The following is a 14,599-nucleotide window of genomic DNA, read 5'->3' as shown; positions in this document are numbered from 1 at the left end:
GATTGCTAGTACGCAATGCTCTTCTGACGTTTCGTAGTCGGTATGGTTCCGAGTCTCTCACCGGTCACTTTGTCGAAGACCGCGAGCGAAGGCTAGTCTGCAGATTCGTCCCACTTGATATTCCAATTCGCTGCGGCAAAGAGAACTTCGTCGAGTTCTCTTCCTTTGTTCGTGGCAAAATATTCAAAGAGTGGGGGATGATCGCAATAGAGTCTGCGCTCGATAATGCCATCACGTTCCAAGCGCCGAAGCCGCGAACTCAGGAGATGAGATCCGATCTTTGTATGGGGATCCACCACGCATCATCCGAAGCAAAGAAGATGACTGGAAGAGCAACATCGTCGGGTTCGCCCATTCTCCCGAGGGGCGTTATGGATTCATAGTGCTTTCGCATCGGAATGTCTGCCAGACCGCCAGATACAAACCCTCGGTCATGATGATGCCAGGATTGAGTGAGTTAACACGTATCTCGCGAGGCCCAAGCTCCTTGGCAAGCACCATCTTAATCGCATTGACCGCTGCTTTGCTGGCTGACGAGATGACTGAGTTGGCGGGGGCGATAGAGTTGACTCTTGAACCGATGTTGATGATGCTTCCTCCATCAGCAGGAAATAGGTGTAATGCTGTCTTTGTCGTCAGGAGAAGCCATAACACGTTCAGGTCGTACTCATGATGGTAGCTTGCAGCCGTAATTGCTTCGAGCGGTCCGAAGGCATAGACCCCTGCATTATTGACAAGAATATCGATACGACCGTAGATCTCTTTGATTTGGAACATAAGGCGCGCTATGTCATCTTCGTTAGAGACGTCGGCCTTGACAGCAACTGCGGTTCCTCCCGACTTGATGATTTTGTTCACAACCTGGTCAGCACTATCGGCACTGGTGTGAAAGTTGACCACTACAGATGCACCAGCGGCAGCGAGTTGCTTCGCGGTCGCTGCGCCTATGCCCTTCGATGCGCCTGTCACAAGTGCTATTTTGTCTTGAAGTCTTTGCATTTCGTTCCTTCCGGATACTCAGTCTTTGTAAGGGCGCTCTGATGATGAGGGCTTAAGCTCGCATGGAACACATTGCTATGAGATCCAGTGCCCTGAACCAAGATGGCGCCCAGGTCATACCTGAGCGCCCAACCTTTAGTTCTTCTTTTCCATTCGCTTGAGAGCTTTCTTCTCGATGCTGTTGGCGAAGAGTGGTGTCTCTTGAGCGTTGTGAGCTGCCGAAGCAATGTTCTGAGCCTGCTTGGCTAACTCGAACGGTATTCCATTGCGATTCAGATTCTCCCAGTACTCGGGGTCGTCTTTCCGATGACATGCGTTTGCCCTCATCGCTGGTGGTGAAGCCAGCAGCGATGTGCGTTGGGGAACAGCGCTGATATTCCTTATCGGGAAGAGTAAATACCCAGTCTGCAATGTCTACGAAATCAATCGGAGCATTGATGATGGCGGCGGACGTTGATTCAGTAATAATTGTGTCGCTCATGTATACCTTTCTCTCTAATTGAGAGGGTGATCCGATCCTCATCGATCACCGCAGGATAGCGCCGAACTTCCGCGGCCAACTCCGACGGCATAGGGACGTAACGCACCTTGCCCTTCTTCAGCTTTGCCCGAGCCGCCAGCAATCCTTCGTTATCCATCACGTCGGACCACCGGAGCCGGTGGATCTCGGCTGAGCGCCGGCAAATGCGTGGGTGGTTTTGGGAAGAACGAGATTAGACACGCCTTAGTGTCGGAATTGACACACAATCGTCGGCATATTTCGATAATTGGCCCTATCTAAAGAAGAATCATAACTTGGCCACATTTCCCGATTATTGCCTCAGATGAAACAATCTGCTCGAAAAAGCAATAATCGGCACGTCTTTTTCGCTTACGTTGATCAGGTCCTGGCGATCGCCGAGGAGCGCAGCTTCACTCGGGCTGCAACGCGATGCCACGTCGCACAGTCATCGCTATCGAGACAGAACCGCAATGTAGAGGTTCGTCTAGAGGAGAAACTTCTGGAACATCTTCCACGCGGATTTCGTTTGACCAATGCCGGCGGTATCTTCCAGAAAGAGGCGCAAAGCACTCGAACACCGTCTCAGTGCAGCTTCGCTGGTACGTTTCCTCAGGCGTCAGAAAAAACAAACGCTGAAGATCGGCTTGTCGACACTCTGCGATCTTCCTCGCGTGCGATCGCTAATCGAGACGGCATGTAGGTCGGCAGAACAAATCTCCGTCAAATGCACTACAACTCATACGAATTGCCAACAAACGGAAAGTAGACAAGTTCGTGATAAGAGCGCACATTTACCGAGAAGACTGTGGAGATAGCATCGACACTTACTTTCTTGTTGCGTTCGCAGCCGTCACATCGATCACGGCTGAAGATAGCGAGAATACGGCGTTCCAATTTGTATCGCCACTGTATTTAGCCGTAATCACATTTCGCCCTTCAGGTAGCACCGGAGCAAGAGTTGCCAGGGTGGTTCCCCCGTTGCCAGTGTTCAGTGCCTGAGCGTGGCCAATTGCTTTTTCTGCTGCTCCGTTGACGGAATCATAGAACTGGATGGTTCCGGTTGGGGCCAACACGTTGGTTGAAGAAAGTCCGCTGCTCAGGATAGCGGTGAGACTGCTCTCGGTTCCCGCAACCACTTTGATGGCATTTGCCTTGAGCGCAAGAGTCGCCGTCGCTCGTGTGACTGTGATGGTGAACGAAGAGCTGCTGCTGGCGGAGAAGTTCGCATCTCCAGAGTAGACAGCGTAGACCTTCTCGACCGCAACATGACCCCACTGAACGAATCCCGTGGCCTGACCGCCCACGAGGTTCATGGAGCCAGCCAGTTGACCTTCCGCTGAGTAGAGAGTGACCGTTCCACTTAGAAGCTTGGTGGTCTTTCCAGTCGCTCCAACATGCACTATGAATTGGGTCTCCTGGCCCATCGCAGCCGTGCTGGCACTCGCCGATAGGGTCGTCCTGGTTGCCGATGTCCCGGATGACGTAGTGATGATCTGCTCATAGGAGAAGAGAAACCCAGGGAGATAGTTTGCATCGCCCTTCCAGCTTGCGAGGACGTTATATGTGCCCGCTGGGGCGAGGAATGGAATCACAGCCGTACCGTTCTTGCTGATGGTGCCTGTGGCGAGGATTGCGCCGGTATCGTCACGTGTAAGCGTCACCAGCCCTGTCGGCAACACAGCCGGATCGTTGTTGAAGAAGACCGTGCCCACAACTTCACCACCGGGAGGCGGCGTCTGGTTGTTTAGCGCTACGCCATATTCCAACGATCCCTTCGTGATGGTGAAAGGCACGCTCGACGTGCTCGGATCAAAGCTGCTGTCTCCGGAGTAGGAGGCGACGAAACTATAAGTACCTAGCCCGTAATCACAGTTTGTGTAGGGGCCGCACGGAACATAGATCTTCCCGGTAGAATCGAGCGGAAACTTGCCGATTGATTGCGAGCCCATACTCAGCGCAATCGTTCCCGTCGGTACGCCTTTGCCGGATTGCCCAGAGATCTGGAACTGGACGTAGAAGCTGTTTGCAAGCTGCGCCGAGGACGCTTCGACGATCGGCCGCTTCCCCAGAATATAGAAGCGGGAGGCGGTATATGTTGTACCGGTCGCGGTGCTGCCTTCAGGCGAAACCGTAAGTGTGACGGGACTGGAGGTGCTGCCTGTGAAGGTGGCGTCACCACCGTACTCTGCGCTAATGCGATAGGTGCCACCAGGAAGGTTATTGATCGCGCCCGAGTAGGTGCCCCCGGTCAAGACCTCCGGATTGAGAAGAGGCTGTTCGTTGCTACGCAGCACGATCGAACCGCTCGGTGTTCCATTACCGACTAGAGCTTGCACATCTGCCGTAACCGTGACTGACGTTCCGTGGGGAAAGGTGGTCTTCGAAAGCGCGAGGTTCGTCGCAGAACCGAGGAGTTTGACCTTCTCCCACGCGCCAACGAGTTTCGCGGCATCAACGGAACCAAGGCCGCTGGCCTGGTCGTAGCCTTTTGTGGCCGAATATCCGCTCAGATCGCCAAACACGGTACTGCCTGCAATCGAAACCGTGCAGTTGGGATCACGAAGAGGGCAGCTGATCGCATTCGAACCGGCGGTCACGTCGTGAAAGACGCAGGACGTCGGCTGGGTAGGATTTGTCTCCGCGCTCGAATTGCAGGCGGAGGGAGTCTGCTGTGCGGCGATCTTGTAGAGCTGATAGTTTGCCTGGCCCTGGTAGGTGCCATTTTTCTGTTCCACTAACGCCATGAGGCCAGCGAATGAAGGCGAAGCCGCTGAGGTTCCGCCGATCACAGAGGCCTGCGTCAGAGTCAAACTTCCATCCGAGTTTGTAGTCCACTGACACGAGCCGTTATAGCAGAGCAGAAACCCATCATGCCCGCCTGCTGCCGCAAGCGCCACATCCGGCAGATCGCGAACGGCATCCTTTGGAACACCTACTCCTGTCTGCCATGAGGGTTTTGGATAACCGGCTGCGCAAGTGACGTTGCCGTTTTGGTCTGTGGTCGTTGTAGCGCAGGAGCTAGCTCCGCCACCTCCGGCATAGGTGCTCTCATTGCTAGGACTGTAGTAGCAATTTGTCGCAGAGATTGGAAGAAAGACGTTGCAGCTCTCGTTCCAAACAGTTTCAGGCACATAGCCCTTGATCGAAGACAGGTTTGGACCGTTTGCGATATTCCAATAAGTATTCGTGTCGACGTCGTTGAGCTCCGTTCCTCCCACCGCCACGTTGTACGGCGTCGAGGCAAGGCCGTTTACGCCCAGGCCAAAAGGACTGGCACGGTATTCGCTTGGAATGACACAACCACTCGATCCACCGTCACCCGATGAGACTAGAACCGTGATTCCTTCAACCGACGCCTGCTGCCAGAGATCGTGATAGAAGGCCATCTCCGTTGCGCCTATCTCAGACTCACATTCGCCGAAGCTGATCGACATGATGGGCGCGAGGGCGTGGTCAACGATGTAGGCGGCGGAGATATCGACGCCGTCGGTTGTAAGTGTGCTGGCACCGATTACGAAGTTGATGTTCGCCTTCGGAGCGACGGCTCCGGACCATTCCACGTCGAGAATTGCCTCTTCGTCGTCCCCCGAGATTACACCGGGATCAGTTGTCGCGTAGGTGATCTTTGGGTCATTGAATGGAAGTTTGAAGAGCTTGCGAAAAGCCTCGACGTCCGACAGGCTGATATCGGAGCGTCCGACGATAGCGATCGAGACACCTTCGCCATTCACTCCCGCGTTGATCAGTGAGGTTGTATTGTAGAGCTTCGCAAAATCACCCGGCGCAAGGTAGTTCTCTTCCTGCGAACCGGTCGACGTGAAGGCTGGGCCAGCCGCGAGCATTGTGTCGACACCAGCGGTAGAGGGTGCCGCAGTACTACCTTTCACCCGCACCAGCTTGCCGTCTTCACTCCGTGCGACGGTACCTGGAGTGACATGCTGCGGATGCTTCAAGAAGTTATTGATGCTGACTACCCCGGAGACTGCCGGTGCGAGCGCGGCGGGCAGAGATAGCGCTGTGGCGTTTGCGTAGTGAGTAACATCCTCTACGGAGTACTTGTGAATCTCTGTCCCGAAGGCCTGCTCTACCTGCTGTGCCACCCCGGAAAAACGAATCCAGGTCTTCGCCGCAGAGACCTCCTCGATCTTGAAGCCATTGGTGGTCAGCCAGTCACTCGCAGCCTTTACGTCACTATCGGCGGCACCATATTGCGCGCCAAACTGTGCGGGCGTCAGCCAGTGGTGATAACTTGCCGAACTGGCGTTGTGGAGATCATCCGCCAACTGTTTGAGCTGAGCTTTTTGTGTCGCGCTGGCGTGAAGAGTTAGAACCATATCCTTCATGGCCAAAGATGCATCCACCCGCCCACGGTCATTCTGCGTATTAGCCAATGGGTGTACCGTGCCGGAGATCTGTGTTCGAACGCTTGCATCAACCCGCTGCGTGATCTGCGGGGTCACTTGCCCGATGGCGAGCGCCGGCAAGGAAAACGACACGATCACGGCGAGGAGGCCACGAACTGCAGCGAGTGAAATGCCCTTACCCATGCGATATCTCCAATTCCGTTGGACAGACAGAGTTCGGCTGCGTCCGCTGCAATAAACTGCCGGCGAGCGAAGGTGCTATTTACAAAGTGAGGGGAATCAAGTACAGCTTTGCGCAAAGCATAGACGAAATTCATCGGAATGCAACCGTCTGCCTAGAGTAGTTTTGAAACTACCCTTTCGGGTATCAGTCTCAAACGTCCAGCAGACCGCGCTGAATGGCGATCACGACCGCCTGGGTCCGGTCATTCGCAGGAAGCTTCCCCAGGATCTTCTTTACATGCATCTTGATCGTGTCTTCGGTTACAAAGAGCAGCCGGGCGATCTCCTTATTGCTGTTGCCCTTGGAGATAAGTTGCAGCACTTCAATCTCCCGCTCGCTTAGCTTCTTCGAGGCGACATGCTGTGATAACCTCTCGGCCGCCTCGGGCGACAGGCAGCGTCCGCCAGCCCATACTCGGCGGATGCTTTCGCCGAGCGTGGCGCCGTCGATTCCCTTTACCAGGTATCCGGAGGCGCCGTTGGAGATTGCATCGAAGATGCTCGCATCACCTTGCGAGGAGCTCAGAAAGATGATCTTTGCATCGGGGCGGTCGGCCAGGATTTTGCGCATCACCTTGATACCGCTCTGATCGGGAAGTCTTAGATCGAGTAACAAGATGTCGGGCAGATATTGAGCGAACATCTCGATGGCCTGGCGTCCGGTTGCCGCTACTCCGACGATCACCATCTCCTGCCGCTCGAGAATGCCGGCAAGTCCTTCTCGCACCATAGGGTGGTCATCGACGATCATGATGCGGAGCGGCGTAATCTTCACGCGGTCTTGGACGAGTACGTTGTCTTCCGAAGTATTATGTCGAATGCTCACTGTGTGCACTTATCCTAACTCGCATCGGTTCAACGCACACTGGGCGCCACGATATTTCTGACAAGCTGCCACCAGCGGCACGAGAGCGTCGGTACCTGCAGCCGCACGCGTGTCCCCAGATTGGGTTCGCTCTCGATCAGCACAGTTGCCCCAATACGTTGAGCGTGCGCCTGCATACCGCTCAAGCCGAAGTGTCCCGACCTGCCTATCCTGAGGGTCTCTTCATCCATTCCAGTCCCGTCGTCGCTGATCGAAATCTCTATCCCCTCGTCCGTATACGCAGCACACACATCGATCCTTGTAGCATTGGAATGGCGAAAGGCATTGGCTAGTGCTTCGCGACAGATGCGATAGACCTCATCGCGGACAAGCGGCTCAATAATTGGCTGTTTGCCCTTTGTTTCAAGCCTCAACACCGGTAGCTCCCCGAGACGAAACTCGGCGGCAGCTTCCCTCAACACTTCAAGAAGATGGTACTGAGGAGTGGCCATGGAATGCAGGCTCGACACCATGTTGCGGCTCTTACCTACCATCTCCCTCATTCGTGCAGTTAAGTCTGCAAGGAGATACGCTGTCTTCTCTGAGTTCTCTGGTATCTGCATGCCGATAAGCTCGAGTTGCAGAGCGGTGCCGACGAGATCCTGAATGATGGTGTCGTGAATCTGGTATCCGATTCGCTCACGTTCGGCGGCGCGCTCCTGGAATCTTAGCCGTTGTTGCTCCGCGACATACCTCGTTCGTCGCCGTGTGATCTCAACGACGATGACGAGCAAGGTTAGACATGCAAGCGTAATGAAGAGTTTGGTCTGATAGAAGAAGGGACGGATGTGCAGACCCACCGAAGCCTCTCCGTTACTCCAGACTCCCTCTTCATTAGCAGCGACGACTCGCAGTTGATAGTCGCCCGGAGGTAGTCCCGTGTAAGAGATTTCGCGTGCGGAGGCTGCGTCTAGCCACTCCTTGTCCCAGCCATTGAGCCGGTAGCGAAAGCGTAGCTGTTCCGGCGAGTGCAGATCTGGCGAGGTGAAGGTAACGGTAAGTCGATGGCGACCCGGCGGCACGATGATCCGATCTGCTGTAGGCTGGAGTACTTCGTCGATTGCAATCGATTCGATAAACACCTGAGCAAGTGGAGCGGAAGGGGCATGCGTGTCAGCGACGGAGAGACCATTCGCGGTCGCCAGCCAGATGTGCCCGTCGTGCGCGCGCTCCATGTCTACCTGGCCGATCGGCAAGACATCTCGACTTCCGAGACCATCGGCCTGCGTAAATCGCTTCGGCCACAGTGTGTTTTCTGCGCCCGTCAGCACGGCGTCCACTTGCTTGCGGTCTATCTGTGCGATCGTATTCGCAGTCGTGATCCACAGATTATCGGCGTCATCTGTTGTTGCCGCTAGGACGAAGTTACCCGGAAGACCCTGCGTCTGCGTGATGCGTCTCGCCGTGCCGGATTTCCAAAACACCAACCCGTCATCGGTTCCGAACCATAGTCCGCCGCGCTGATCGTCCCTTCCAAGGGAGATCACTGGAATATCTGCGATGGTTACGAATCGATCACCGCGGAACTCCGCAACACCCTCATTGGTAGCCACGAGCACTGCGCCTTGTTCATTGAGCAAAAGGGACGACATGCGCGTTCCGGGAAGTCCATCCGCCTTCATGAAGTGGCGAAGCGAACCATGGTCCAACCGAAACACTCCATTGCCGTTCACACCGAACCAAAGAGCGCCAGCCGTATCGCTGATCGGTGAGGTAATGTAACCATGCGGGATGCCGGCGATGGGCACAAAGCGTTTGCCGTTCAGTCGGAATAAACCATAGTCGGATATGGCAACGACGATTCCTTCATCGGAGTCCGCAAAGCCTCTCACCTGGCCGCGCTTGAGCCCCTCGCCAACACTGAATCGCTCAAACCTGCCATCGTGAAGTCGGCCGACGCCATCTTCGAGGGATCCGACCCAGATAGAGTGCTCCTTGTCTACAAAGACAGCGTCGTATTGGTTCTGGCCCTTAGGCAGTCCATCCGCAGCGGTGTAGGTTGTAAACCTGCCATTGTGCAGGCGCTGCAAACCGGCAATCGTACCGATCCAGATATCGTCCGAACGATCTTCGAAGAGGATGCGCGCATCGTTGCTCACGAGACCCTGTTCCGTCGTGAAGGAATCGATTTTTCCTGCCACATTGCGGCTGATCCCATGAAGGCCACCGCTTGCCATCCACAGGGCCCCGGTATGATCCGTCAACAGAGATACGAAGTTGTCGCGTCCAGGCGCATGAACGATCCTGAATCGCTCACCTTCCAGGTGGAAGAGATGATGTCCATCTCCGGCATACACATTCCCACGAGCGTCGGCGTCGACGAATGAGATGTTGGCCGCAGGTAGCCCCTCAACATCTCCATAGTGACGAGAGATCTTCCCTCCGCGAACCGCAAAAACACCTTCATTCCCTGCAACCCAAAGAGTTCGGTCGGTAGCCTCAGCAATAGCTTTCAATCCGCCGGCATGCCCATCCACGGGTAGGAGGCACGAAGTAAATGTGTGATTGTTTACTTTGAATAATCGGCTATGAGTGGCCACCCATAGGCCGCCTTCATGATCTGGAACAAGATCATCGACTGAAAATCTCTTTAATCCTGCCTGGTTGGCGATTGCAACGAATCTACCGTGTTCGTAGTGAGTCAGGCCTGCCGATGTGCCAATCCAGAGGCTTCCGTCTTCACCCGGTACCAACCCTGTCACTCGCTCCTGCAAGTTGTTTTCTCCTCCTCTTGAGGGGAAGGAAACGAACCGCACACCATCGAATCGGACTAGACCACTCATAGTGCCAACCCAGAGAAAACCATCCGAAGTTTGAGTGATAGCCGTAATAAAGTTTTGTGGCAGACCTTGATCCGTCTTCCATGAACTTAGCGCGTAGTACTTCAACGGTTTTTTGGGCACGTCCTCGGCGACCGAGGCGAAGAAGCAACCCTGGAGACAAACGGTGAGACAAAGAGTCGCGCTTTTGCGACAGAAACCTAAAGATATAAAGTCTTTGTGCAATCGCCAGATGTGACCCATAACTTGAGATTAAAGCATGTAGGAATCCGATCTCCCGACGCGACTCACTGGCTTTCAATACTGAGAAGGATCATTGAGCTATCAGCCCTGAACCCGCTCAGGTCCGTGTCCGCTTAGCCTTCCTTCGCGGCGAGAGCGATAGTGACACCGTCAGAAGCAAGAGACGCTGTGACCGTGTAAGAGCTATTGCCATTGATCCCTCCGATCATCGCTGAGGTCCGTGAATCTACAGTGCTTGCCCGGTCCTCCCGTCAAAACGCCTCCTGAAGCAGCGATGCTAAAAGAAGTACGTTGTGCTAGTGGCGACGGCAACTGACAAGGAATAGTTCGAGCCAGATCCTGAGGCCTTGACGGTGTGAATCGAAATTGGCGTTCCCGTTCGTTGAGGATTTGGACTATGCTAGACTTTCTCTATGACCTTCGCTGGCCAGATGACCGGATGTTGTACCGCCTGTATGTGCGGTACCCGCGTGTCTTCTGGCATGAGGCGATTGCAGAGCTAAATCAAGATTAGTTTCGCAAGCACTCAATATCACCCACCGCCAGGAGACCGCTGGCAGGTGGGTTTTGTTTTTTGGGCCGTCAACAAGGAGAAATCATAGTGAGCGTTCCGGAGATTCAAGCTGAAGAGCTGAAGCAGCGCCTCGACCAGGGCGAAAATGTGTTCCTACTAGATGTGCGTGATGAGTACGAATATGAGATATCCAATATTGGAGGACACCTCATTCCTCTGGCCCAGCTTTCGAAGCGTTTGAGCGAGCTAAATATGGGCGAGGAGATCGTGGCTGTTTGCAAGATGGGGCCGCGCGGTGTAAAGGCTGTCGAATACCTTCAGCAGCATGGATTTAGCAGAGTTTCAAACCTGCGCGGAGGAATCCACGCCTGGTCCGACAAGGTGGATCACAAAGTCCGAAAGTATTAGAGGCGTGTCTTGACAGGGCAACAGGCGGAGCTTGATTTGCCTGGTCAGGGTACACATGCGATTCGTTTTCCTCCACTGTCTCAGATAGAATTTCTGGGAAATCTGTAAGCGTTACACAAAGGAGCCCTCCTGTGGCGGAAACAACGACTCGTGTGTCTCTCGGCGAACAAGGTGCTTATCAGCTAGCCAATGTGACGAAGACAGCCCCTATCTATGGGCAGTTACGCCAAGATGGCTCGTCCGGCTGTTGGACTGGAAGCCGCTGGAGGCTGGTATCTTTCGTCGGAACCGCGTCGTCGAGGAAAAGCCAATCGAAGTGCTTTGCGGCCATGTGGATGAGTCGGAGATCCCTGAGACTTATGCTGAATACGAAACCGCGCCGCGCGAGTACCGTCTGAGCAGCATCAATGCTCTGATTAACGTCCAAACACGTATCGGCGACCTCTTCAGTAATCCTTACGATCAGGTCCGTGAGCAGTTGCGAGTCACTATTGAAGGCGTGAAGGAGCGGCAGGAGAATGAACTCCTGAACAATGCTGACTATGGGCTGATTAATAACGTGCCCGATTCTCAGAAGATCTCGACCCGGAAAGGCTCTCCTACGCCGGACGATCTGGATGAGCTGTTGACGAAGGTGTGGAAAGAACCGTCCTTCTTCCTTGCGCATCCGCGCACCATTGCAGCCTTCGGCCGTGAATGCACGCGGCGCGGCGTTCCACCGCCCAGTGTAACTCTCTTCGGCAGCCCATTCCTTACGTGGCGTGGTATTCCTCTGATTCCGACTGACAAGATACACGTTACTGGGAAGGTGCCAAAGTCGAAGATCCTCCTGATCCGCGTGGGTGAGCGTAAGCAAGGCGTCATTGGTCTCTTTCAGCCTGGTCTGACGGGAGAGCAGAGCCCTGGTCTTTCTGTGCGTTTTACAGGAATCGACAACCGCGGGCGTGCCTCCTATCTGATTTCTCTCTATTGCGCGGCTTCTGTTTTGACCGACGATGCGATCGCAGCACTCGAGAACGTCGAAGTCGGAAACTACCATGAGTACAAGTGATCCGGCCCAACCTTTCGTAGCCCCTGATGCAGACTCGCGAGCGGCGACTACTCATCTCCTCTCTGGAACGCTGCCAGGAGGCGTGCTGGACCCTGTAGCTCTGGCTCGCATGGCAAATGATTTTTTTACCGCGCTTCCCGACTCACTGGATGTGCCATCGAGCCCGCCGCCTGCCGATGCAGTTTCAACGGGCCTTCCTGCGTTAGTTCCAGTTCCTGCGACAGCGCCAGCCGCTCCTCCGGAGATATCACTACCATCGGATAAGCACTTCTCCGGTCTCCCTGCGAGCGTAGGCCCGGCCTCCTTTTCTCCGGTAACAGCGCCTGCGCAAGTAACGCCTCCGGCCATACCGGGAGTAATTGGAACCGCGGTCGCCGATGTTGCTGCAGAGGTTCCATCATTCTCGTTTCTTCAGGACGCCCGACCTATTTTCAGCGATCGGAACACTCTACCGGAGGGGCCAAACCCCAGGGTGAGCCCAATCACAGCGTTCGTCCCGCAGACCGCTTCGGCAAGTGCGCTACCTACCGATTTCAACCACGCTTTTCTCGCACAAGCGAACCCGCTATCGCAACCTCCAGTGAGAGGGCTGCCCAGTGCTCCCAGCCTTAGCAAGCCGTCTCCGGTCCCCGCGTTTTCATTTCTTGAAGAGTTGCGCCCTCTTTTCTCGTACCCTCCAACGGTTCCGGGCCCGGAGCCCGCAGCGCCTGAGACCGATCTACTCATGAACGCTTCGCTGCCCAATCTCGAGCTGCCTCAAGAGTTCAGCAGATCGCCCGAACTCACCGAGTTGGCAGGATACGGCTCATTTGGGTTCCTTGAAGGCAACCGCAATCTGTATTTCGTCAAGCCCACTGCCAACCTCGAGCCGACCGGCATAGAGCCGGATGTTCCACGCAATCTGAATCTCTCCTCTTACCCTTTCGACGCAGAGGCCATCAAGCGCGACTTCCCCATTCTTCGCGAACGAGTGAACGGGAGACCCCTGGTGTGGCTCGATAACGCCGCCACAACGCAGAAACCGCAGAGCGTCATTGATCGGCTGAAGTATTTTTACGAACACGAAAACTCCAATGTTCACCGTGCTGCACACGAGCTTGCGGCCCGAGCAACAGATGCTTATGAATCCGCCCGCGAGAAGGTGCGCCGTTTCGTCAACGCATCTTCAACCCGTGAGATCATCTTTGTGCGCGGAGCGACCGAGGGCATCAACCTTATCGCTCAGAGCTGGGGGCGGCGCAATATCCAGAAAGACGACGAGATCGTCATTACATGGCTCGAACACCACGCGAATATCGTCCCGTGGCAGATGCTTTGTTCAGAAAAAGGGGCCAAACTTCGAGTCGCACCCGTGGATGACAGCGGACAGGTTCTGCTCGATGAGTACGAAAAGCTGCTTGGACCAAAGACACGCCTCGTCTCCATCACGCAAGTTTCAAATGCGCTGGGCGTTATCACGCCTGCAGAAAAGATGATTGAGATCGCCCACCGTTATGGCGCGACCGTTCTGCTTGATGGGGCACAATCGGTCTCTCACATGCGTGTGGATGTGCAAGCGCTGGACTGCGACTTCTTCGTATTCTCCGGGCACAAGGTCTTCGGTCCGACCGGTATCGGCGTGGTGTACGGCAAACCCGAAGTTCTCGAATACATGCCGCCCTGGCAAGGTGGTGGAAACATGATTCAGGACGTGACCTTCGAAAAAACCTCCTACCAGGAACCGCCACAGCGTTTCGAGGCAGGCACCGGAAACATCGCCGACGCCGTCGGGCTAAGTGCAGCTATCGACTACCTAGATAGGGTAGGCATGTACAACATCTCGAAACATGAGCATGAACTGCTCGTGAAAGCTACGAGCGAACTTGCTTGTATCCCCGGACTGCATATCATCGGAACAGCGAAAGAAAAAGCCGGTGTGTTGTCGTTTGTGCTCGATGGCTTCCGCACCGAGGAAGTCGGTGATTACCTCAACCAGAACGGCATCGCTGTCCGCTCAGGTCATCATTGCGCACAACCCATTCTGCGTCGCTTCGGGCTGGAGAGTACGGTTCGTGCCTCGCTGGCCTTGTACAACACTAATGAAGACATCGACAGGCTTGTGGCAGCAATTTGGAATTTACGTCTAGGACGAACGTCGATCTCCTGAAATACCGTGCCGGGACCATCGCGCCCGGTTCTAGTTTAAAAGGAATAGTGTCAGAACTTGGCGATGAGGCTGATTCCGCCAACCAACAGCACGCCACCGATGATGCGACCCACGTTCAAAGGATGTGGCTGCATTCTGAACCACCCAAAGTGATCGATCAGCAGTGAGGTGATGAGTGCAGCTGTTACGGTAAAGCCGACGAATGGCCCCGCCCCCACTTTGTTGACCAACGTAAGGCCAGCATAAACTTGTACCGCTCCGACCAAACCGCCGACGACTGCCCACCAAGGCATTTCGGCCAAGTCATTCTGAGTGGGCAGCGGGTGCGGATGAATCAGCGAGGCTCCCGCGAAAAAGAAGGTAATTAGCGCAAACGAGATGGCCGAAGCCAGCCATGGGTTCACGACATGCTTGTTAAGTTGACCGTTCATGGCTGCGCCGCAACTCTGTAACGCGCCTCCAAAGATGATGAAAGGGATAATCCATCCGGCATTCATACGGCTCT

General features: G+C 54.9%; 11 protein-coding genes and 1 pseudogene. 4 read left to right on the top strand and 8 right to left on the bottom strand.

Annotated features, from left to right (window positions below):
• Window positions 1-92 precede the first annotated feature (92 nt).
• The 3 genes from RBB75_RS09800 to RBB75_RS09790 form a co-directional block, all read right to left on the bottom strand.
• Complete coding sequence (locus RBB75_RS09800) at window positions 93-296, bottom strand: winged helix-turn-helix transcriptional regulator (RefSeq protein WP_353070315.1); 204 nt, start codon at window positions 294-296, stop codon at window positions 93-95.
• Between the two features lie 73 nt (window positions 297-369).
• Window positions 370-999: an SDR family NAD(P)-dependent oxidoreductase gene (locus RBB75_RS09795; RefSeq protein WP_306459736.1), complete on the bottom strand. Its 630-nt coding sequence runs from the start codon at window positions 997-999 to the stop codon at window positions 370-372.
• A gap of 52 nt (window positions 1,000-1,051) precedes the next feature.
• Window positions 1,052-1,480: a hypothetical protein gene (locus tag RBB75_RS09790; protein WP_218884928.1), complete on the bottom strand. Its 429-nt coding sequence runs from the start codon at window positions 1,478-1,480 to the stop codon at window positions 1,052-1,054.
• A 343-nt stretch (window positions 1,481-1,823) separates the two neighbouring features.
• On the opposite strand from RBB75_RS09790, the gene RBB75_RS09785 reads away from it, so the two are divergent.
• On the top strand, window positions 1,824-2,201 hold the full coding sequence (locus RBB75_RS09785; RefSeq protein WP_179640689.1) for a LysR family transcriptional regulator: 378 nt from the start codon (window positions 1,824-1,826) through the stop codon (window positions 2,199-2,201).
• Between the two features lie 124 nt (window positions 2,202-2,325).
• Here the strand turns inward: RBB75_RS09785 and RBB75_RS09780 are convergent, their stop codons facing one another.
• The 4 genes and pseudogenes from RBB75_RS09780 to RBB75_RS09765 form a co-directional block, all read right to left on the bottom strand.
• Entirely contained in the window at window positions 2,326-6,048 is a 3,723-nt protein-coding gene (locus tag RBB75_RS09780; RefSeq protein ID WP_353070314.1) for an Ig-like domain repeat protein, read from the bottom strand.
• A 190-nt stretch (window positions 6,049-6,238) separates the two neighbouring features.
• Entirely contained in the window at window positions 6,239-6,913 is a 675-nt protein-coding gene (locus RBB75_RS09775) for a response regulator transcription factor (RefSeq protein WP_353070313.1), read from the bottom strand.
• A gap of 29 nt (window positions 6,914-6,942) precedes the next feature.
• Window positions 6,943-9,408: a sensor histidine kinase gene (locus RBB75_RS09770; RefSeq protein WP_353070375.1), complete on the bottom strand. Its 2,466-nt coding sequence runs from the start codon at window positions 9,406-9,408 to the stop codon at window positions 6,943-6,945.
• A 330-nt stretch (window positions 9,409-9,738) separates the two neighbouring features.
• Window positions 9,739-9,975: pseudogene (locus tag RBB75_RS09765) on the bottom strand (two-component regulator propeller domain-containing protein); the annotation flags it as partial.
• A gap of 601 nt (window positions 9,976-10,576) precedes the next feature.
• On the opposite strand from RBB75_RS09765, the gene RBB75_RS09760 reads away from it, so the two are divergent.
• From RBB75_RS09760 to RBB75_RS09750, 3 genes are all read left to right on the top strand, one after another.
• Complete coding sequence (locus tag RBB75_RS09760) at window positions 10,577-10,897, top strand: rhodanese-like domain-containing protein (RefSeq protein ID WP_353070312.1); 321 nt, start codon at window positions 10,577-10,579, stop codon at window positions 10,895-10,897.
• A 247-nt stretch (window positions 10,898-11,144) separates the two neighbouring features.
• Window positions 11,145-11,948, top strand: a complete 804-nt coding sequence (locus tag RBB75_RS09755) for a family 2A encapsulin nanocompartment shell protein (RefSeq protein WP_353070311.1) — start codon at window positions 11,145-11,147, stop codon at window positions 11,946-11,948.
• A 790-nt stretch (window positions 11,949-12,738) separates the two neighbouring features.
• Window positions 12,739-14,094 carry a family 2A encapsulin nanocompartment cargo protein cysteine desulfurase gene (locus tag RBB75_RS09750; protein WP_353070310.1) on the top strand — a complete coding sequence of 452 codons (1,356 nt, stop codon included), beginning with the start codon at window positions 12,739-12,741 and terminating at the stop codon, window positions 14,092-14,094.
• Window positions 14,095-14,144: 50 nt separating this feature from the next.
• On the opposite strand, the gene RBB75_RS09745 is transcribed toward RBB75_RS09750, so the two are convergent.
• A complete protein-coding gene (locus RBB75_RS09745; protein WP_179640687.1) occupies window positions 14,145-14,591 on the bottom strand; it encodes a DMT family transporter in 447 nt (148 codons plus the stop codon).
• Between the last annotated feature and the right edge of the window lie 8 nt (window positions 14,592-14,599).

It is taken from the genome of Tunturibacter empetritectus, from assembly GCF_040358985.1.
GTDB classification, from domain to species: domain Bacteria; phylum Acidobacteriota; class Terriglobia; order Terriglobales; family Acidobacteriaceae; genus Edaphobacter; species Edaphobacter empetritectus.
The sequence above is the reverse complement of the archived record's forward strand: the minus strand, read 5'-3'. Positions and strand labels throughout refer to the sequence as shown.

Coding starts and splice junctions, on each gene's coding strand:
- RBB75_RS09795 (WP_306459736.1), bottom strand. CDS start 999: ATGCAAAGACTTCAAGACAAAATAGCACTTGTGACAGGCGCATCGAAG.
- RBB75_RS09745 (WP_179640687.1), bottom strand. CDS start 14,591: ATGAATGCCGGATGGATTATCCCTTTCATCATCTTTGGAGGCGCGTTA.
- RBB75_RS09790 (WP_218884928.1), bottom strand. CDS start 1,480: ATGAGCGACACAATTATTACTGAATCAACGTCCGCCGCCATCATCAAT.
- RBB75_RS09785 (WP_179640689.1), top strand. CDS start 1,824: ATGAAACAATCTGCTCGAAAAAGCAATAATCGGCACGTCTTTTTCGCT.
- RBB75_RS09780 (WP_353070314.1), bottom strand. CDS start 6,048: ATGGGTAAGGGCATTTCACTCGCTGCAGTTCGTGGCCTCCTCGCCGTG.